The organism is Oceanisphaera sp., from assembly GCF_048268965.1.
Classification (GTDB): domain Bacteria; phylum Pseudomonadota; class Gammaproteobacteria; order Enterobacterales; family Aeromonadaceae; genus Oceanimonas.
In genome coordinates, this window is sequence record NZ_JBLWUK010000002.1 from 135,034 (window position 1) to 152,801 (window position 17,768).

Annotated in this window: 16 protein-coding genes and 2 tRNA genes; 7 read left to right on the forward strand and 11 right to left on the reverse strand. The window is 54.5% G+C overall.

Annotation, left to right across the window (positions count from 1 at the left end; all coding sequences use genetic code 11):
- The 7 genes from pheT to ACN0VL_RS01970 form a co-directional block, all read right to left on the reverse strand.
- Complete coding sequence (pheT, locus tag ACN0VL_RS01940) at window positions 1-2,388, reverse strand: phenylalanine--tRNA ligase subunit beta (protein ID WP_417614434.1); 2,388 nt, start codon at window positions 2,386-2,388, stop codon at window positions 1-3.
- A gap of 15 nt (window positions 2,389-2,403) precedes the next feature.
- Window positions 2,404-3,387 carry a phenylalanine--tRNA ligase subunit alpha gene (gene pheS / locus ACN0VL_RS01945; protein ID WP_417614435.1) on the reverse strand — a complete coding sequence of 328 codons (984 nt, stop codon included), beginning with the start codon at window positions 3,385-3,387 and terminating at the stop codon, window positions 2,404-2,406.
- 155 nt (window positions 3,388-3,542) lie between these two features.
- Complete coding sequence (gene rplT / locus ACN0VL_RS01950) at window positions 3,543-3,899, reverse strand: 50S ribosomal protein L20 (protein WP_188628857.1); 357 nt, start codon at window positions 3,897-3,899, stop codon at window positions 3,543-3,545.
- Window positions 3,900-3,913: 14 nt separating this feature from the next.
- Window positions 3,914-4,108 (reverse strand): 50S ribosomal protein L35, encoded by a 195-nt coding sequence (gene rpmI / locus ACN0VL_RS01955; RefSeq protein WP_417614436.1) that lies wholly within the window; start codon window positions 4,106-4,108, stop codon window positions 3,914-3,916.
- A 75-nt stretch (window positions 4,109-4,183) separates the two neighbouring features.
- On the reverse strand, window positions 4,184-4,726 hold the full coding sequence (infC, locus tag ACN0VL_RS01960; RefSeq protein ID WP_417614542.1) for a translation initiation factor IF-3: 543 nt from the start codon (window positions 4,724-4,726) through the stop codon (window positions 4,184-4,186).
- The gene (gene thrS / locus ACN0VL_RS01965; RefSeq protein ID WP_417614437.1) at window positions 4,723-6,657 is read right to left on the reverse strand and encodes a threonine--tRNA ligase; all 1,935 of its coding nucleotides are present in this window, start codon (window positions 6,655-6,657) and stop codon (window positions 4,723-4,725) included. The genes infC and thrS overlap by 4 nt, the downstream gene beginning before the upstream one ends.
- 194 nt (window positions 6,658-6,851) lie before the next feature.
- Window positions 6,852-7,313 (reverse strand): TerB family tellurite resistance protein, encoded by a 462-nt coding sequence (locus ACN0VL_RS01970; RefSeq protein ID WP_417614438.1) that lies wholly within the window; start codon window positions 7,311-7,313, stop codon window positions 6,852-6,854.
- A 75-nt stretch (window positions 7,314-7,388) separates the two neighbouring features.
- Between ACN0VL_RS01970 and ACN0VL_RS01975 the strand changes: the two genes are divergently transcribed.
- Genes ACN0VL_RS01975 through ACN0VL_RS01985 form a run of 3 tightly spaced genes read left to right on the forward strand, consistent with a single transcriptional unit; the run spans window position 7,389 to window position 9,231 of the window.
- A complete protein-coding gene (locus ACN0VL_RS01975; protein ID WP_417614439.1) occupies window positions 7,389-8,252 on the forward strand; it encodes a fructosamine kinase family protein in 864 nt (287 codons plus the stop codon).
- Between the two features lie 8 nt (window positions 8,253-8,260).
- Window positions 8,261-9,007 carry a pteridine reductase gene (locus ACN0VL_RS01980; protein WP_417614440.1) on the forward strand — a complete coding sequence of 249 codons (747 nt, stop codon included), beginning with the start codon at window positions 8,261-8,263 and terminating at the stop codon, window positions 9,005-9,007.
- A 20-nt stretch (window positions 9,008-9,027) separates the two neighbouring features.
- On the forward strand, window positions 9,028-9,231 hold the full coding sequence (locus tag ACN0VL_RS01985) for a CPXCG motif-containing cysteine-rich protein (protein ID WP_417614441.1): 204 nt from the start codon (window positions 9,028-9,030) through the stop codon (window positions 9,229-9,231).
- Between the two features lie 111 nt (window positions 9,232-9,342).
- Here ACN0VL_RS01985 and ACN0VL_RS01990 read toward each other — a convergent pair whose 3' ends face one another.
- Window positions 9,343-9,948 (reverse strand): riboflavin synthase subunit alpha, encoded by a 606-nt coding sequence (locus tag ACN0VL_RS01990; RefSeq protein ID WP_417614442.1) that lies wholly within the window; start codon window positions 9,946-9,948, stop codon window positions 9,343-9,345.
- Between the two features lie 170 nt (window positions 9,949-10,118).
- Between ACN0VL_RS01990 and ACN0VL_RS01995 the strand changes: the two genes are divergently transcribed.
- The 4 genes from ACN0VL_RS01995 to ACN0VL_RS02010 all read left to right on the forward strand — a co-directional run bounded on the left by ACN0VL_RS01995 (window position 10,119) and on the right by ACN0VL_RS02010 (window position 12,739).
- Window positions 10,119-11,501: an MATE family efflux transporter gene (locus ACN0VL_RS01995; protein ID WP_417614543.1), complete on the forward strand. Its 1,383-nt coding sequence runs from the start codon at window positions 10,119-10,121 to the stop codon at window positions 11,499-11,501.
- Window positions 11,491-12,480, forward strand: a complete 990-nt coding sequence (locus tag ACN0VL_RS02000) for a DUF3080 family protein (RefSeq protein ID WP_417614443.1) — start codon at window positions 11,491-11,493, stop codon at window positions 12,478-12,480. Before ACN0VL_RS01995 ends, ACN0VL_RS02000 begins: the two co-directional genes overlap by 11 nt.
- A gap of 90 nt (window positions 12,481-12,570) precedes the next feature.
- Window positions 12,571-12,647 (forward strand) — tRNA-Val (locus ACN0VL_RS02005).
- 15 nt (window positions 12,648-12,662) lie between these two features.
- Window positions 12,663-12,739: transfer RNA gene (locus ACN0VL_RS02010), tRNA-Val, on the forward strand.
- A 594-nt stretch (window positions 12,740-13,333) separates the two neighbouring features.
- Here the strand turns inward: ACN0VL_RS02010 and ACN0VL_RS02015 are convergent.
- The 3 genes from ACN0VL_RS02015 to ACN0VL_RS02025 form a co-directional block, all read right to left on the reverse strand.
- The gene (locus tag ACN0VL_RS02015) at window positions 13,334-14,476 is read right to left on the reverse strand and encodes a glycerate kinase (RefSeq protein WP_417614444.1); all 1,143 of its coding nucleotides are present in this window, start codon (window positions 14,474-14,476) and stop codon (window positions 13,334-13,336) included.
- 120 nt (window positions 14,477-14,596) lie between these two features.
- Complete coding sequence (locus tag ACN0VL_RS02020; RefSeq protein ID WP_417614445.1) at window positions 14,597-15,703, reverse strand: CdaR family transcriptional regulator; 1,107 nt, start codon at window positions 15,701-15,703, stop codon at window positions 14,597-14,599.
- A gap of 20 nt (window positions 15,704-15,723) precedes the next feature.
- Window positions 15,724-16,968 carry a PcfJ domain-containing protein gene (locus ACN0VL_RS02025; protein WP_417614446.1) on the reverse strand — a complete coding sequence of 415 codons (1,245 nt, stop codon included), beginning with the start codon at window positions 16,966-16,968 and terminating at the stop codon, window positions 15,724-15,726.
- Window positions 16,969-17,768: the final 800 nt, after the last annotated feature.

The following is a 17,768-nucleotide window of genomic DNA, read 5'->3' on the forward strand; positions in this document are numbered from 1 at the left end:
TCAATCCCTCAAGGATGCACTAAACTCGTCAGAAAGTGCCGCCACAATACGCGCAACCGTATCGGCAATTTCTTTCTCTTCCAAAGTTCTGTGAGTATCTTGCAACACCAAGCTAAGCGCTATGCTCTTCTTGTCGTCACTAATGCCCTGACCTTGGTATACATCAAACAAGTTTAATCCAACCAATTGATTTCCGCCAACTTTCCTTGTTAAATCAAGGATATCGCCAGCGGCTACATCCTGGTCTACGACCAGTGCCAAATCGCGGCGGTTGGCAGGGAAGCGGGAAATCTCGACCGCCTCGGGTGTATGACGCTCACTAATGGCACTCAACTCGATTTCAAACACATAGGCCTGAGACTTGAGACCCAGTTTACGCAGCAGGCTGGGGTGCACGGCGCCAAGGGTACCCACCTGGCGACCCTGGTTCAATAACACCGCCGACTGCCCCGGGTGCAAGGCACTCACGTCTGCGCGGGCAAAAGAGAAGTTGAGCGACTGTCCGCCCAATGCCAGCAAGCTTTCTACATCGCCTTTAACATCGAAAAAGTCGACCGTCTTGTCGGCCATATCCCAATGTTCACCGGTCACCGAGCCCAACAACAGACCCGCTAACACCGGGGTTTGGCGCACGCCATTTTCGGCGCTGTCATCGGGAATAAAGGTCAAACCCTGTTCGAACAGGCGTAACCTTGGCTGCTGACGATTCTGGTTATAGACGGCTGCCTGAATGAGCCCGGGCCACAGGGATACCCGCATTTCCGACATGTCGGCGGCAATCGGGTTGGGCAGCACCATGGTTTTTGCATCGGGGAACAGCAACTTCTGCTGCTTGGGATCCACGAAGCTGTAGGTAATGGCTTCCTGATAACCCAGATCGACCAGGGCATCCTTCAAGCGATTGAGGGGCAATCTGGCTTCGCGATGCTGTGACATGGTCAAGCCTGCCACCGGTGCCTGGTTGGGGATATTGTTATAGCCGTAAATGCGCGCCACTTCCTCTACCAGATCTTCTTCGATGCTGATGTCGAAACGATAGCTGGGCACCCTGACCTGCCAACCTTCGGCGGTCGTCGTGACCTCCAGCCCAAGACGAGCCAGCATGTCGCTCACCTGAGTCGCTTCGATGTCGATGCCGATCAAGCGATTGAGTCTGTCATGACGCAAGGTAACCGTGTTGGCGGTGGGTAACTGATCTTGTGCGACGGCTTCCACGACCGGGCCGGCTTCGCCACCACAAATGTCCAGCAAGAGCGCGGTTGCCCGCTCCATGACTTTATGTTGCAGCTGATAATCCACGCCCCGCTCAAAGCGGTGAGAAGAGTCGGTGTGCAGCCCGTAGTTGCGGGCACGACCCGTAATGGCCAACGGACTAAAGAAAGCACACTCCAGCAGCACATCACGGGTTTGTTCGGTTACGCCCGTGGCTTCGCCACCGAAGATGCCGGCCATGGCAATGGCTTGCTGTTGATCGGCGATCACCAGAGTGTCGCTGTTCAGGCTGACCTCAACACCGTCGAGCAGCGTGAGCTTTTCACCCTGCTCTGCCATGCGCACCCGAATGTCGCCATTCAGGGTCGCCAGATCGAAGGCGTGCATGGGCTGGCCCCATTCCAACAACACGAAGTTGGTAATGTCGACCACGGGATCGATACTGCGAATCCCGCTGCGGCGCAGTTTTTCCTGCATCCATAACGGCGTGGCCGCGCTGACATCGATATTCTTGACCACTCGGCCCAGATAACGAGGGCAAGCGTCGGCGGCATCCAGCTCGATGTTGACTTTATCGTCTATGGTGGCGGCAACCGCAGGGATCTCCGGCCAGTTAACGTCTTGCTGGTTGAGTACTCCCACTTCACGAGCCACACCGGCCAGGCTCAAACAATCGGCCCGGTTGGGAGTGAGATCGATGTCGATAATCTCGTCGTTCAGCTGCAGGTAGTCACGCACACAGGCACCAATGGGGGCGTCGGCGGGCAATTCGATAATGCCGCTGGAGTCCAGGTCGATACCAATTTCGCTGTAAGAGCACAGCATGCCGTGAGACGGCTGGCCACGCAGCTTGGCTTTTTTGATCTTGAAGTCACCGGGCAATACGGCACCCACGACGGCCACCGCCACTTTCAGACCCTGGCGACAGTTGGGCGCGCCGCACACTATGTCGAGCAGCTCGTCGCCACCGACGTTGATTTTGGTGACGCGCAGCTTGTCGGCATCCGGGTGCTGGCCACATTCGACCACCTCCCCCACTATTACCTGACTGAAGTCACCGGCGACGGGCTCGATGCCGTCCACTTCCAGTCCCGCCATGGTAATCTGCTCGGCAAGAGCCTCGGTGTTAAGGCCGGTAGCAACCCACTCGTCCAGCCATGATTTTGAAAATTTCATTTTTGCTCCTGCCGCTTACCGGAATTGCTTGAGAAAACGCAGATCATTTTCGAAGAAGGCGCGCAAGTCGTTCACGCCATAGCGCAGCATGGTCAAACGCTCTACCCCCATGCCGAAGGCGAAACCGCTGTAACGCTCGGGATCGATGCCCACGGAACGCAGTACGTTAGGGTGCACCATGCCGCAGCCGAGTACTTCCAGCCATTTGCCGTTCTTGCCCATGACGTCCACTTCGGCACTGGGCTCGGTGAAGGGGAAGTAGGATGGACGGAAGCGGATCTGCAGGTCTTCTTCGAAAAAGTTATGCAGAAAATCGTGCAGTACGCCCTTCAACTGGGTAAAACTGACGTTTTCGTCGACCAGCAAACCTTCTACCTGATGGAACATGGGCGTATGGGTTTGATCGTAGTCGTTACGATACACGCGACCGGGTGAAATAATGCGGATCGGTGGCTGCTGGTGTTCCATGGTGCGAATTTGCACGCCAGAGGTCTGGGTACGCAGCATCAGCTTGGGGTTAAAATAAAAGGTGTCGTGATCGGCCCGTGCCGGGTGGTGTGCCGGAATGTTCAGAGCGTCGAAGTTATGAAAGTCATCTTCGATTTCCGGGCCTTCTGCCACCTGAAAACCCAGCTCGCCAAAAAACGACTCTATGCGCTTTATGGTCCGCGTAACCGGGTGCAGGCCACCAATGCTTTGACGGCGACCCGGCAGACTGATGTCCAGGGTTTCCGACGCCAGCTTCTGGTTCAACTCGGCCAGCTGCAAGGCTTCGCGCTTGCTGTTGATAGCCGAGTTAACCGCTTGTTTGGCCTGGTTGATCACCTGCCCGGCAGCGGGACGCTCTTCGGCGGACAACTTGCCCAGGGCTTTGGACTGTTCGGTAAAAAAGCCTTTTTTACCCATGTAATGCACCCGGATCTCATCCAGTTCGGCGGCGTTGGCGGCAGCCAGGATCTCCGCCTGTGCTTTGACGATCACGTCTTGCAGCTGATCCATGTATTCCTCGTTACTTGCCCACATAGTGCAGACATTGAATAATTTGAAGGTCTTGATAATAAAGGATTTGTGTTTTTTCTGCTACCGCTGAACCAATGAGCAGGCAACAAAAAAGGAGGCCGGAGCCTCCTTTTTTACTTCATCGTCTTAACGACTTATACCAGGGCTTCTTTTGCTTTGGCAACCAAAGCAGTGAAGGTGGTTTTGTCGTGTACGGCGATATCAGCCAGGATCTTGCGATCGATTTCAACAGAGGCTTTTTTCAGGCCATTGATGAAGCGGCTGTATGACAGACCGTTCTGACGGCTTGCAGCGTTGATACGCGCAATCCACAGCTGACGGAACTGACGTTTTTTCGCGCGACGGTCACGGTATGCATATTGACCGGCTTTGGTTACTGCCTGTACCGCTACGCGATAGACGCGTGAACGGGCACCGTAATAACCTTTGGCTTGCTTTAAAATTTTCTTGTGACGAGCGCGAGCGGTCACACCACGTTTAACTCTTGGCATTATTCACTATCCTCTTAAGCATTCGGCAACATGGATTGAACCTGGGCAACATCAGCTGCTGCTACCAGACACTTACCGCGCAGCTGACGCTTACGCTTGGTGCTTTTCTTGGTGAGGATGTGACGCAAGTGGGACTGCTTACGCTTAAAGCCACCCGCGGTTTTTTTAAAGCGCTTTGCAGCACCTTTATTGGTTTTCATCTTCGGCATAACAACTCCGCATTGTTAATAATAACAAACAGACAAGGCGAGCCGGATAACCATTACCCGGCTACTTGCAAAACCTTACTGTTTTTTCTTTGGGGCCAGCACCATGACAGCTTGACGCCCTTCCATTTTTGGAAAAGCTTCAACAACGGCCAATTCGTCCAGATCCGCTTTGATGCGGTTGAGCAAATCGAAGCCGAGGTCCTGGTGCGCCATTTCACGACCGCGAAAACGCAGCGTGATTTTGGCTTTGTTGCCCTCTTCTAAAAAGCGAACCAGGTTGCGTAGTTTTACCTGGTAGTCGCCATCATCGGTTCCGGGACGGAATTTGACTTCCTTCACCTGAATTTGTTTGTGCTTTTTCTTTTGTTCTTTGGTTGCCTTGCTCTTCTCATAGATGAACTTGCCATAGTCCATCAAGCGGCAAACGGGCGGCTCGGCATTGGGACTGATTTCCACCAGGTCTACACCTGCGCTGGCGGCAGCTTCGAGAGCCTCAGCAATGGAGACCACGCCTAGGGCTTCGCCCTCCAGGCCAACTAATCGAACTTCTGGCAGTCTGATTTCTTCATTCAGTCGATTGCGTGGAGCTGGTTTGCTCCCTCTTTTAGCGCCTTTTATAACTTATCCTCCACTGTTTTCTTTCCGCGAGTATGGATTTCCTGCTGTATCAGCTGGCTGAGCTCTTCTACATCGAAGACGCCTAAATCCATTCCTTTCCGGGTACGAACCGCTACTTTGCCGGCTTCGACTTCTTTGTCGCCACAAACCAGCATGAAAGGTACCCGCTTCAGAGTATGTTCGCGGATTTTAAAGCCTATTTTCTCATTTCTCAAGTCTGCTTTGGCTCTAATGCCAATATTATTCAGACGCTTGCTGAGATTGAGGGCGTAGTCGGCCTGATTATCGGTAATATTGAGTACCACTACCTGAGTGGGAGCAAGCCAGGTTGGAAACAGGCCTGCGTACTCTTCTATCAAGATACCGATAAAACGTTCGACCGAACCTAGAATAGCACGGTGAATCATAACCGGCACGTGACGTTCGTTGTCTTCGCCCACATAACTGGCACCCAAACGGCCAGGCAAGGCAAAATCGAGCTGTATTGTACCACACTGCCAGGCGCGGTTCAGACAATCGTGCAGGGTAAACTCGATTTTTGGTCCGTAAAAGGCACCCTCGCCCGGTTGCAGTTCGAAGTCGATGTTGGCGGCATGCAGAGCCTGCTGCAAGGCCAGCTCGGCCTGGTCCCAGGCTTCGTCACTGCCAATGCGCTCTTCGGGACGGGTAGACAGCTTAACGACGATGTCGGTAAAACCAAAGGTCTGGTAAGTGTCATAGACCAGCTTGATACAATCGGATACTTCAGACTGTATTTGCTCTTCGGTACAAAAAATATGGGCATCGTCCTGGGTAAAGCCTCGCACCCGCATCAGGCCGTGCAGTGCACCACTGGGCTCGTTACGATGACAGCTACCAAATTCGGCCATGCGCAACGGCAGATCGCGGTATGACTTCAAACCCTGATTGAATATTTGTACGTGGCCCGGGCAGTTCATTGGCTTGATCGCATACTCGCGATTTTCCGAACTGGTGGTAAACATATAGTCTGCGTACTTGTCCCAGTGACCGGAGCGCTCCCACAGTACGCGGTCCATCATGAGCGGACCCTTTACCTCTTCATAGTCATATTCACGCAGCTTAACGCGGACGAACTGCTCCAGCTCGCGGAAGATGGTCCAGCCGTCATGGTGCCAGAACACCATGCCCGGTGCTTCTTCCTGCATGTGGTAAAGATCGAGCTGTTTGCCGATCTTGCGGTGGTCGCGCTTGGCGGCTTCTTCCAGCTGCAGAAGGTAGCCTTTAAGGGCCTTTTTATCGGCCCAGGCGGTACCATAAATGCGCTGCAGCATCTTGTTCTTGGAATCACCACGCCAGTAGGCACCGGAAGTTTTCTGCAACTTGAAGTGCTGACAAAACTTCATGTTCGGCACATGGGGGCCACGGCACATATCAATGTATTCTTCGTGATGATACAGGCCGGGGCGATCGTCCTGACTGACGTTTTGATCGAGAATTTCTATTTTATAAGGTTCATGCCGTTCGGCAAAGGTGTCACGGGCTTCTTGCCAGCTCACCTTTTTCTTGATGACCTGATAGCCGGTCTTTGCCAGCTCCTGCATGCGCTTTTCGATTTTGGCCAGGTCTTCTTCGGTCAGGACGTGATCCAGGTCAACGTCATAATAGAAGCCATTGTCGATAACGGGGCCGATGGCCATTTTGGTCTGGGGCCAGAGTTGCTTGATGGCATGACCCAGCAGGTGAGCACAAGAGTGGCGCAGTATTTCCAGGCCGTCTTGATCCTTGGCGGTAATAATGGCCAGTTGTGCATCGGTTTCTATCAGTTCGCAGGCATCAACCAGTTGACCATCGATGCGCCCTGCAATACAGGCTTTGGCCAGGCCAGGCCCTATATCCTGGGCGACGTCCATCACGGATACCGCGTGATCAAAGTGGCGTTGGCTACCATCGGGAAGAGTAATTGTCGGCATGAAATATCCTTAACAGTGGTGCACCCTACCAAAGCGCACATGTAATGTATGAAAATGAACCCAGATTTTGCACAAGCTTCATTGCTGCTTTAACCGTCTGACGTACCTTGCCAGTTTGGCGCACCTTAAACGACCAAGGCGTTGGGGCGGCACGGGTTAAGGCGCAGCACTTTATCAGAATTGCCCCTTGCCTGTCATCCGGGTTGATGCGGGGTGTCCTGCTTTTTCTGTGCCTGGTGCTTAAGCCAGATAAAGCGACTGTGGGGAATATAGAGTAAATCCGCGACCTGACGAATGACCCCTTCTTCTTGTGGATCCACTTGCCCGTCGCTAAAGGCGACCGCCCACAAGGCGTACAGGATATCTTCGCGCTCCGCTATCGGCAGGTTTTTCAACTCGGCGGTAAATTCATAAAGTGACACCACCTGATCTTGCCGGCTCTTGTACTCGGCCAACAACTGCTGCACTGTGGCCGCACTTTGCTGGGTCAGCCGTATCAGCAAGTGCTCAAGCTGTTGCTGCTCCTCCCGGCTTGCCTGACCGTCAGCCATCATGACTTCGCCGAGCAAGGCGGTAATGGCCAGCTCTTTACTCGTTGTCGAGGGCGCCGGCTGTGTCTGGTCGGTGACAAACCACTGTTTCAGTTGTTCAAGCATAAGCATTCCCCAATGATGAATGTCATGTATAGCCTATAATGTTGTCACCATCTTCGTCAGTATGCGGGAGAGATTATGTGGCCCACTATTGCCAATCAAATCAGCGAGGCGACGAAAACCGACTTTAGTGTGATGAATAAAAAGCCACTGGCGGGCGGGGAAATTAATCGTGCATTTTACATCGATGATGGCCAAACCGCGTATTTTGTAAAATTGAACGATGCGGTGCACCTGGAGAAGTTTCGTTGTGAATGGAACAGCCTGGATCACCTTAGAGCCAGCGACACCTTGCAGGTGCCCAGACCCATTTGTTGTGGCAGCACCTTGAGCAGCAGCTTCCTGGTACTGGCCTATCTGCCCTTCAACGAGGGCAGCGAGCAGGCCTGGCATGCGCTGGGCCAGCAGCTGGCCCGCTTACACCAGAGTCAGCACCAGCCCATGTACGGCTGGGACGATGACAATTTTTTAGGGTTGTCGATACAACCCAATGCCTGGCACAAGAAATGGTCTACCTTCTTTGCCGAGCAACGCATCGGCTGGCAACTGACGATACTCGCCGACAAGGGCATACATTTTGGTGATGTCGAGGAAATAGTGACCTGCATCAAGCAGCGGCTGATTCATCATCAGCCCGCAGCCTCTCTGCTGCATGGTGACTTGTGGCGGGGCAACGTGGCTTTTTACGATAATAGACCGGTTATTTTCGACCCTGCCAGCTATTTTGGTGATCGGGAGGCGGATATTGCGATGACGGAGCTGTTTGGCCAGTTTCCTCATGTGTTCTATCAAGGTTACAATGCCGTCTGGCCGCTAGACGCTGGCTACAGAGAGCGTAGTGAGATCTATAATTTATATCACCTGCTTAACCATGTCAGTCACTTTGGCGAACCCTATCGCGAACAGGCCAGCAGCAGTGTGAATCGTATTCTTTCGAGCTAGGAGCATTAATGTCATCACCCGTGGTCTTGATTACCGGTGCCGCCAAGCGTATTGGCGCCCAGATGAGCCGTCATTTACACCAGTCGGGTTATCGGCTGGTGTTGCACTATCACAGCAGTGATACCGCCGTGCTTGCCTTGCAGCAAGAGCTGAACAGTACCAGACCCCACAGCGTGGCGATTGTTCGCCAGGATCTCACCCAACTCGAGCAGCTACCGGCCATGGCCGACCGGGTACTGGGCTGCTTTGGTCGCCTGGATGGCTTGATCAATAATGCCTCGAGTTTTTACCCGACGCCGCTGGCATCGAGCACGCCGGCACAATGGCAAGACTTGATGAGTACCAATGCCGCTGCCCCGTACTTTCTCATCCAGGCACTCTCACCGGCCTTACGCCAGCAAAACGGCGCCATCATCAATATGGTCGATATTCATGCCGAAAAAGGGCTGCAGCATCATTTGTTATACAGCATGGCAAAAAATGCACTGGCCACCCTGACCCGGGGCCTGGCAACCGAACTGGCCCCGCACATCCGGGTGAACGGTATCGCCCCCGGTGCCATTATCTGGCCGGCACATGAGCTGACCGCCGAGCAAAAACAGCAGGTGTTGGCTACTATTCCCATGGGGCGCCTGGGGCAGGCTCAGGAAATTGCCGAAACGGCGGCGTTTTTACTGGCGGGCCCTGCCTACCTGACCGGACAGATTATTGCACTGGATGGCGGACGTTCGAGCCGCGGATTAAGCGAAGCCTGATATCCGAAAGGAGCAGCGAGATGCGAGATTATTATGAGCAGGTGATTCAATGCCCTCATTGTGGCCACAATACCAACATAGTGGTGGACGCGTCCGAGGGGGATCAGAATTATTATGAAGACTGCAGCGCCTGCTGTAACTCGATTCACCTGACGATTGTTCGCAATGAATTAACCGATCAGGTGGAACTGAGCGTGGATGCGGATGATGAACAGATTTTCTGAATCAGGCTGATTTTGTGCTTATCTGCATTTGTATGTTGGCATAATAATGCTTGCTGCCAGCCTGAGCCCGGGTTGTTCGCCGTGATCAGCAACCCGGGCTGTCATGCCAGACTATCGACTGGCCATGACCCGCTCTACCGTGTCGACGATGGCTTGGGTCTGGGGGTCTATTTCAAGATTCACCAGGGTTCCCGGGGTAATGCTGCCTAAATTGGTGCGCGCCAGTGTTTCCGGGATCAGGTGCACCGCAAAGCGATCCGACTGCACGGCGCCGACGGTCAGGCTGATGCCATCAATGCCGATGTAGCCCTTGGTAAACACGTATTTTGCCAAGTCTGCCGGCAAGGCAAACCACAACGTGGTGTTGGTATCGCTGACCTGCTGCTCCAGCAAGGCGCTCATGCCCATGATATGACCCGACATCGCATGACCGCCTATGTCATCACCAAAGCGAGCGGCTCGTTCCAGATTGACGCTGTCCCCCACCTTGAGCAACCCCAGGTTGGTGACCCGCAGGGTTTCCTGCATCAAGTCAAAGCTGACCTCCTGGCCATCGATGGCAGTGACCGTCAGGCAACAACCGTTATGTGCCACAGAGGCACCGAGTTCAAGGCCGGGCAGCAACGCAGACGGCAACTGCACCCTATGGGTTCGAAAGTCTTGTTTGTCGACGATATCCAATACGGTGCCTTGACCTTGCACTATTCCGGTGAACATGATTTTTCCTTTATAATGTCAGTTAAAGATAGTGGGAAAACACCTCCATCAAGGCTATAGTCCCAATAATTATCGTTTTACAGCGTTTGTTACCAGCCTTATGCCCGGTAAAGGCACACTTCCCGCTATTCGACAAACCTCTTCCTCTTGCAAGCGAGAACACCATGGCCCTGAAGCCTTATTTGTCTGAAGTCCCCCGTTTATTGCGGTTGTGTGGCCCCATTCTGGTGGCCCAAATGGCACAAACCACCATGAGCTTTGTCGATACCGTGATGGCCGGTCAGGTCAGTGCCACCGATCTGGCGGCGGTTGCCGTGGCCACCAGCTTTTGGCTGCCGCTTATTTTGCTGGTTCAGGGCGTCATTATGGCGCTCACCCCCATCATATCGCAATTGAACGGCGCGCGTCGCCAGAGTGAGGTGGCCAGTGCCGTGCATCAGGGTTTTTGGCTGACCATATTGGTGACTCTGCCCGCCATGCTGGCACTCTATTACTCGCCACAGGCGTTGCACTGGATGGAGGTTGAGCCTTTGCTGGCAGAGAAAACGGCCGGCTATCTGCATGCCATTTTATGGGGCATGCCGGCCTATGCCTTGTATCAGGTATTACGCAACTTCAGCGAGGGACTTTCCCATACCCTGCCCACCATGGTCATCAGCTTTATTGGCCTGCTGGTGAACGTGCCGGCCAACTATGTGCTGATCCACGGCAAGTTTGGCTTGCCCGCCCTGGGCGGGGTGGGTTGTGGTTATGCGTCGGCGGTAATGTTCTGGGTGATGCTGGTAGGCATGGTCATTTACACCCAGCGCTCGCCCCTCCTCCGCCCATTTGCGATATTTTCTGCGCTCAGTGCGCCGGACTGGCCCCGGATTGGCCGTTTGTTTCGGCTCGGTTTGCCCATTGCCCTGGCCATTTTCTGTGAAGTCACCCTGTTTACCGTGGTGGCCTTGCTACTGGCCCCTCTGGGGGCGGAAATTGTCGCCGGCCATCAGGTGGCCATTAACTTCTCCAGCATCATTTTCATGATACCGCTGAGCCTTGGCATGGCGATTACCATACGCGTTGGCCACTGCCTGGGGGAAAACCAGCCCGGCAAAGCCAAAATCATCAGTATTATGGGCATCGCCCTGGGCTGCATGATGGCGATGGGCACCGCCCTGACCACCATCTGGGGCCGTTACTGGATTGGCGGTTTGTATACCGATAATATCGAGGTGATTCAGCTGGCCGCCAGCTTGCTGTTGCTGGCCTCTTTTTACCAGATTTCAGACTCTATCCAGGTGATTGCCGCCGCCGCCCTGCGGGGGTATAAAGACACGCAGACCATTTTCTACATAACCTTCATGTCATTCTGGTTATGTGGCTTCCCCATAGGGATGGTGCTGGGCATGACCGACTGGGTTGTTCCGGCTATGGGCCCTCACGGCTTCTGGATTGGTTTCCTGGTCGGTCTGTCGGTATCGGCCTTCTCCTTGATATGGCGATTACGGGTGATTTATGCGCGGGTCGAACATAATAGTCGGGCTAATCGGCCTCTGGTTGATGGCATGTAGCCCACAGGATGATCTTGAAAGCCACTTTCATACTTATTTGAAACGGGTGGCCCACGTACTAGAGGTCGCGGAGCCGGTATTAACGCCGGCTCCGCCCTTGCCGCCCCTGCCCGCCCAGCGACAGCTAACGCTGACTCAGGAACGTATCAGCACCGGCCTGCTGGACGCATTAAAACTCGGCCAGTGTGACCTGCTGGCCCTGGTAGGGGAACACAACAGCCCGGTAGGTAAAAGCCAAAGTGCCGCCGGCCAGCTGTTATATCACCTGCAATTTCAACAAGGGCTGCAGCTGTGCCAGGCCGAACACCCCGATCCCGAGCTGCAAGCCTGGTTACACAGCATTGAACAACAAAAAGCTCCCCTGCTGCCCGGCTTTCACTGGAACATGATGATCGCGGAGCCCGAAATTCGTGCCGCACTCACCCCTCGCTCCCCCGCGCTGCCTTTCACGCAACAACCTGGGTATCAGGAAACGGTACAAGCCTTCGATCTGTTCGCCCAACTGCACAACCTGGCCAGGGGCGAAATCGATACGCAGCCGCTCGGTACCCAGCAACTCAATCAGGCGCTGTCCGGCCTGTATCAGAACCCCTATCTCGGCCGTTTGTTTTACTCCCTGCACAGTGCCGGCCACTATCTTGAGCAAAGCCGCCGGTTCTTGCAGCAACTGGAACAGTTTGACTGTCGCCGTGGCGGACAAATAAAAGCCAAGCGACTGCGTAATGCCCTGCAGCACTACTACATCAACGGGATTCAGCACTATCTGGGGCAGATAGATCGCCAGTTTGTGCAACTGGCTCCCCTGCTGCAAAGCACACTTGAGCCCCCCGGGAGCAAACGCGACATCATGCAGGCTTATCGGCAACAGCTGGCACTGGGGCTCAACAGTCAGGTCTATGTTCGCTACCGCAAACAGACCCTGGAACATGCACGAATGTGGCAATCTTTTTTAAAGCGGTGCGATATTTCACCAACCTGAGCAATAGTTATCCATCTGATTATGTTATAAGAAAAAAGGCTTGCCACCCCCGAACGCCTTGGCTAATATACCGCTCGTCCAAGACACGATACGCCCTTAGCTCAGTTGGTTAGAGCGCTACCTTGACATGGTAGAGGTCGGTGGTTCGAATCCACTAGGGCGTACCAAAACTCTTGTACTCTGCGTCCTTAGCTCAGCTGGTTAGAGCACTACCTTGACATGGTAGGGGTCGGTGGTTCGAATCCACTAGGACGCACCAAACACTGAAAAGCCCGCTCGATTGAGCGGGCTTTTTGCTTTGTGGGTGAAGAATGAAAAGTGAATCGTGAGGGGTGAGGAGTAATACCAATTACAGTAAAGATCTGTTCACCTTTGAACCTGAATACCAGAGGCACCACAGCCACCTCCCACGACACGCCATAAACTCATCCCTGAGGGCTCGGGAAATGCCATCCATGCATTTCACGGTCGTGGGAGGTGATCTCTGCTGCCTCTTCTTAGGCTCCGAGTTGCCTGTAGGCAGCACCAACAGGCAACTCTGTAGCATCAGGGAGGATGAAGGGAGCTACTCCACCGACCATCACATGACAAGGATGTCATGTGCTGAGCGTGCAGGGGGCGAGCTTGCCTCGCCGTGACGAATCGTTTCAATCTGACCGAACATCCAGTGAATGTTCGCAGCAGGTTAAAACGGTGAGTGTCATTTATCCGAAGCGTGTCGGTGGAGGAGGCCCTTTATCCGACCTTTATAGAGCAAGAAAATAGATCTGCTATTTAATCTGTTTGGTATAAAAACCGAGCCTGCAGGTCAGGGGCTCCCCCTCTCTCTTAACGCCTCACCCCTCACTCGCTTTTATTTAGCGCCTTTCATCGCCAACAGGGTGGCGATATTTCTGGCGGTAAAGGTCAGGTTCTGCTCTGCCTCGGCGAAGGCTTCTTGCAGTGTCATCACCCGCGGCATGATAGAGAACACCGCATCGATACCGTGATCGCAGACGACGGCCACGTCCTCGCTGATGCTGCCGGCAAGGCCAATCACCGGGATGTCGTAGATTTTGGCGGTTCTGGCCACGCCAATCGGCGTTTTACCAAAAATGGTCTGGCTGTCGATGCGGCCTTCACCGGTAATCACCAGATCCGCACCTTTTACCGCGTCTTTCAGCCTGGTCGCTTCAATGACGATGTCGATGCCGGGCCTGAAGGTGGCGTCCATAAAGGTCATCATGCCAAAGCCCATGCCACCGGCGGCACCGGCTCCATTTTTTTCTCGCTGATCGGCAAAGCCGCTGGCCACAATCACATCGGCCAGATGGGTCAGCGCTTGTTCGAGCCTGGCTGCCTGCGCTGTGGTGGCGCCTTTTTGTGGGCCAAATATTGCGGTCGCGCCTCTGTCGCCCAGCAGCGGGTTGTCCACGTCACAGGCTACCTCAAAGGTACAGTCGGCCATGGCCGGGTGCAGCCCACTGATATCTATGCTCTTCAGATTGCTCAAGGCCGCGCCGCCATCGGCAATTTCGTTGCCCTGGGCGTCCCTGAACTTGGCACCCAGCGACGCCAGCATGCCGACACCCGCATCGTTGGTGGCACTGCCCCCCAGGCCCACAATGATATGACGCAGGCCGGCGTCCAGGGCGTGACGAATCAACTCCCCCGTCCCCCGTGAAGTCGCCATACAGGGATCTCGCGCTTCCTGTGCCACATGGTGCAAGCCGGACGCCGAGGCCATTTCAATCACGGCCGTCTTGCCATCGCCCAGCACGCCATAGTGCGCCTCAACCGGATTACCCAGTGGCCCGGTCACCCGGGTGTGCACTATGTTACCTCCGGTAACGGCGACCAGGGCTTCCACCGTGCCCTCGCCGCCATCGGCCATGGGGATCAGCCGGTACTCGGCATCCGGGTAAACCGCCAGAAAGCCCTGCTTGACCGCTTCGGCGACTTCCAGTGCCGTCAGGCTCTCCTTGAAGGAGTCGGGAGCAATAACAATTTTTTTCATGGGAGCACCTTCATCATAAGGGTCAAAGAGAATAAAAGTATCTGTGCTTCGGGGAGCAATGACCATGTGCAAACGCACAAGATGCCGCTTTTCTTTTTGTGCGCGATAGGTCAACCGCCCCTAGTCGAGAATGATCTTGCCAAGATAAAGGCGTAACAGCTGATCCAGTTTTTTGTAATCCACCCCGGTAATGTCGTGAATTCTGTCGAGCCGGTAGCGCAGGGTATTTCTGTGAATATCAAGCTGGCTGGCACAACTGAGCATGTCTGCCGATGAAGAGATGAGTGTGTGCAGCGTCAAGCGCAGTGTGCCATGGGGATCCTGCTCAATGAGCGCACGATACTCTTTGGTCAACTCCGCCAACTGCCACCCCTGTGCCGATGAAGAAACAAGGACTTTTTCTTTATGGCTGTCGTAGCAATACTGCGTTGCCGTCTCGCCGAGTGCCTCAGGTCTGCCAAATTGCATGGCGGCGGTGGCCGTTTTGTAAGACAGGGCCAGTCCCGACAGGGAGTCCACCCTGCAGCCCACCCCTATTGTGAGTGGCTGTGCGAGCAGCTCGACCAGCTGCGCTATTTTGGCGTCTACCTTGGCCTTGTCACCGGCTTCGAGTATCAGGGTCAGGCCGCCCCCCTGGCGATAGAAAAACAGGCCATTTACACGCAAATTCAAGGCGGGGGTCAAGTCCAGCTTTTGTTGCTGTAACCGGTGCGGGCTCTCCGGCTGGATGATGACGCACAGTGCCGGATAGCGGATCTGCAACTGAAGGCTCTTCACGCGCTGCTGCGCCGTCGTTTCGTCCAGCCGGCCGTCAACAAGCTGCTTGAGACACTCCTCCCTTTCGGCATTTAATAACTGTGCCGCGTCCTTTTCCCGGCTTTGCTCCACCAGCAGCTCGGCGGTCATCTTCAGCAAGGCCCCCAAGTCACACACCTGCTGCGGCTCGCCGGTGATCCCCACCACGCCGATGCAGCTGCCTTGATACTCGATGGGCAGGTTGATCCCGGGCCTGGCACCCGTCAGATAGCGGGTACTGGCCTGATCGACAATGACCGGCTCCCTGCGTTCTATGACCCGGCTGGCCCCTTCGTGCACCAGACCCACCCGGCTGGTGTCGGTAGACGCCACCACCCTGCCCTGCCTGTTCATCACATTGATATCGTAGGGGATCAGGCCCTTGGTTCGGGCAATGATTTTTTCGGCAATAATACCTTCAATTTCCATCATATGTTCGTCGTGCTTCAAGATCAGCGCAGGCCCTGTGACATCAAGCCGGCTCGCTGGGGTTGATGGTGCGCCTCTTCATACTCGGCTCGCTGGTCGTCGGCCCAGCCTGCAGCCAGCCAGGTTTGTGCCGCCATCAGAGTGTGCGGCTGGGGCTGGCGATTATAGGCCAGTGATATTTGTCTTACCCGGGGCTGGGGGCTCACGTTCAACACTTCTATGGTGGCCCGCTCGGGGCGTAACATGCGATAAATGTAGCATTGACCCGACATGATCTTGTGAGCATAACTGGCCACACAGTGGTGCATCAAGCGCCCTTCTTCCTGCAGGTCTTCCATGCTCAACACAGGAAAAATATCCTGATTGCCGGCCACAGGTGGCGGTGGAAACAGGGTTGTACCATCGCTCACCAGATAGCTGCGCTGATTCATGCGATCGGTCCAGCGATCGTGCAGCGCTTTTACGGCGGCAAAGTCGGCACAGCGCTCCAGGGCAATTTGCGCATCCGTTATCCCCAGCAGCTGTGCAACATTTACCGCATCTTCCCAATACCGGTACTGAGGCTGAATTTCGATTTGCAAGCGACTGTAGGAGTCGACCGTATTCAGCAGCCGGTTTTTCAGCCAGTGGCTCTTTCGTAACAGCGGGTATCGGCGGCTGGCAAACAACGCCTGTATGGGAATGGTCGGCCAATTCAGGAAAGGGGTTATCTGCTGGGGATGAGCCAGGCAGTCATACAAGGCATGATATTCCTGGCCATCTCCTTTGCTTAACTGAATGCGCGCCAGCACCTTGACCAAAGCCTTGCTGCCCTGGCCGGTGATTGCCTGCAGCATATGCATTCTGGGCCGAGCCAGTGCGGCTTTTATCTCGGTTTGCGACCAGTCGTCGTCAAAGCTGTGGCAGATCAACAGCCAGCATAGCTGGGGGGAATGAGCAAACAGCTCCCGGGCGGTCGCGCTACGGGCCAGCCAGCGTAATAAAATGGCCTGGCGATAGCCATAGGGCTGCACCGCGTCGCGAATATCGGCCGGAATACGCCGTACAAACCCCGCCAGCGGCCCACCGACCGGCGATTGTTTCGCGGCGGCGAGCAGCGGTAGAGCAAAATCACTCTCTTCTGGATACCAGCGTCCCTGCTCCCATCGCTCACAACCAAACCCCGCTTCCCAGGACCGATATCGAAAACGAACCGATATGGGGTGCGACAATTGCACAACCAGGTCCCCTGCTGCCGTGCACTCGATTTGCTGTGGCTCCAATTGCATATCACTCTCCTTGATGTGGGCCAGCTATCAACCCGTACAGCTTATTTTATTGGTGCCCCGATAGCACCGCATTCTTGATGATTAATGCTCAAGACACTGAAATTGCAAGGGAGTAGCTGCTTATCACCAATTGTATGTTGGCATAACAAGGCTATTGGGGAGCACCCTTTTGCATGTTGGCATAAAAAACAAACCCTCTGGTGCAACCGGATATACGGAATATAAAGAAAGAGCGGTCGGGTTCACCCCCTGGAGCTATGACTCGGTTAGCGCCAGCAGGTCCCTGCAATGCCGCCAACCAAACACGGCAAGCTCGCCATCGGTCTGTAGGCACGGCTTATCGCCCCTGCCCCGGGTAACGATGAGCTGGATGCTGCGAAAGAAAGGAGGATCTATATTTACGTTGACGTAAAGCGCCAGCAGTATGTATTGCGGAATAAAAAAGAAAACCCTCGCAAGCGAGGGCCAAAATAAACGGAAACGTGCTTAAACAGAGCTATACATCTTAGTTGCCACCTTGACCACTCAAGCTGGGCAAATGGCTTAACTGCAATGTCCGTCCAATCTAACCGCTGCAAAATGTGGAGTCAATGCATAAAAGGGAAAAGGTACGAATTAAATATCGCCCTCCCACCAATTTGACGTTTACGTTAAGGTGATGATATTTATTGTTTTAGCGACGCTAAGCCCCGCCCCCACAAACGCTGAGCTGCCTCCGGGATCGGGAAGACTCGTATGAAATATTCATAACTGAGAACGATTTCACAAATTCTTCGATATTTCTGAGCGTTACACAAGCA

What these genes read in the sequence shown, in the direction of transcription:
- pheT (WP_417614434.1), bottom strand. Translation starts at nt 2,388, where the DNA reads ATGAAATTTTCAAAATCATGGCTGGACGAGTGGGTTGCTACCGGCCTT.
- pheS (WP_417614435.1), bottom strand. Translation starts at nt 3,387, where the DNA reads ATGGATCAGCTGCAAGACGTGATCGTCAAAGCACAGGCGGAGATCCTG.
- ACN0VL_RS02025 (WP_417614446.1), bottom strand. Translation starts at nt 16,968, where the DNA reads ATGCAATTGGAGCCACAGCAAATCGAGTGCACGGCAGCAGGGGACCTG.
- thrS (WP_417614437.1), bottom strand. Translation starts at nt 6,657, where the DNA reads ATGCCGACAATTACTCTTCCCGATGGTAGCCAACGCCACTTTGATCAC.
- ACN0VL_RS02020 (WP_417614445.1), bottom strand. Translation starts at nt 15,703, where the DNA reads ATGATGGAAATTGAAGGTATTATTGCCGAAAAAATCATTGCCCGAACC.
- rplT (WP_188628857.1), bottom strand. Translation starts at nt 3,899, where the DNA reads ATGCCAAGAGTTAAACGTGGTGTGACCGCTCGCGCTCGTCACAAGAAA.
- ACN0VL_RS02015 (WP_417614444.1), bottom strand. Translation starts at nt 14,476, where the DNA reads ATGAAAAAAATTGTTATTGCTCCCGACTCCTTCAAGGAGAGCCTGACG.
- ACN0VL_RS02000 (WP_417614443.1), top strand. Translation starts at nt 11,491, where the DNA reads ATGGCATGTAGCCCACAGGATGATCTTGAAAGCCACTTTCATACTTAT.
- ACN0VL_RS01990 (WP_417614442.1), bottom strand. Translation starts at nt 9,948, where the DNA reads ATGTTCACCGGAATAGTGCAAGGTCAAGGCACCGTATTGGATATCGTC.
- rpmI (WP_417614436.1), bottom strand. Translation starts at nt 4,108, where the DNA reads ATGCCGAAGATGAAAACCAATAAAGGTGCTGCAAAGCGCTTTAAAAAA.
- ACN0VL_RS01985 (WP_417614441.1), top strand. Translation starts at nt 9,028, where the DNA reads ATGCGAGATTATTATGAGCAGGTGATTCAATGCCCTCATTGTGGCCAC.
- ACN0VL_RS01980 (WP_417614440.1), top strand. Translation starts at nt 8,261, where the DNA reads ATGTCATCACCCGTGGTCTTGATTACCGGTGCCGCCAAGCGTATTGGC.
- ACN0VL_RS01970 (WP_417614438.1), bottom strand. Translation starts at nt 7,313, where the DNA reads ATGCTTGAACAACTGAAACAGTGGTTTGTCACCGACCAGACACAGCCG.
- ACN0VL_RS01975 (WP_417614439.1), top strand. Translation starts at nt 7,389, where the DNA reads ATGTGGCCCACTATTGCCAATCAAATCAGCGAGGCGACGAAAACCGAC.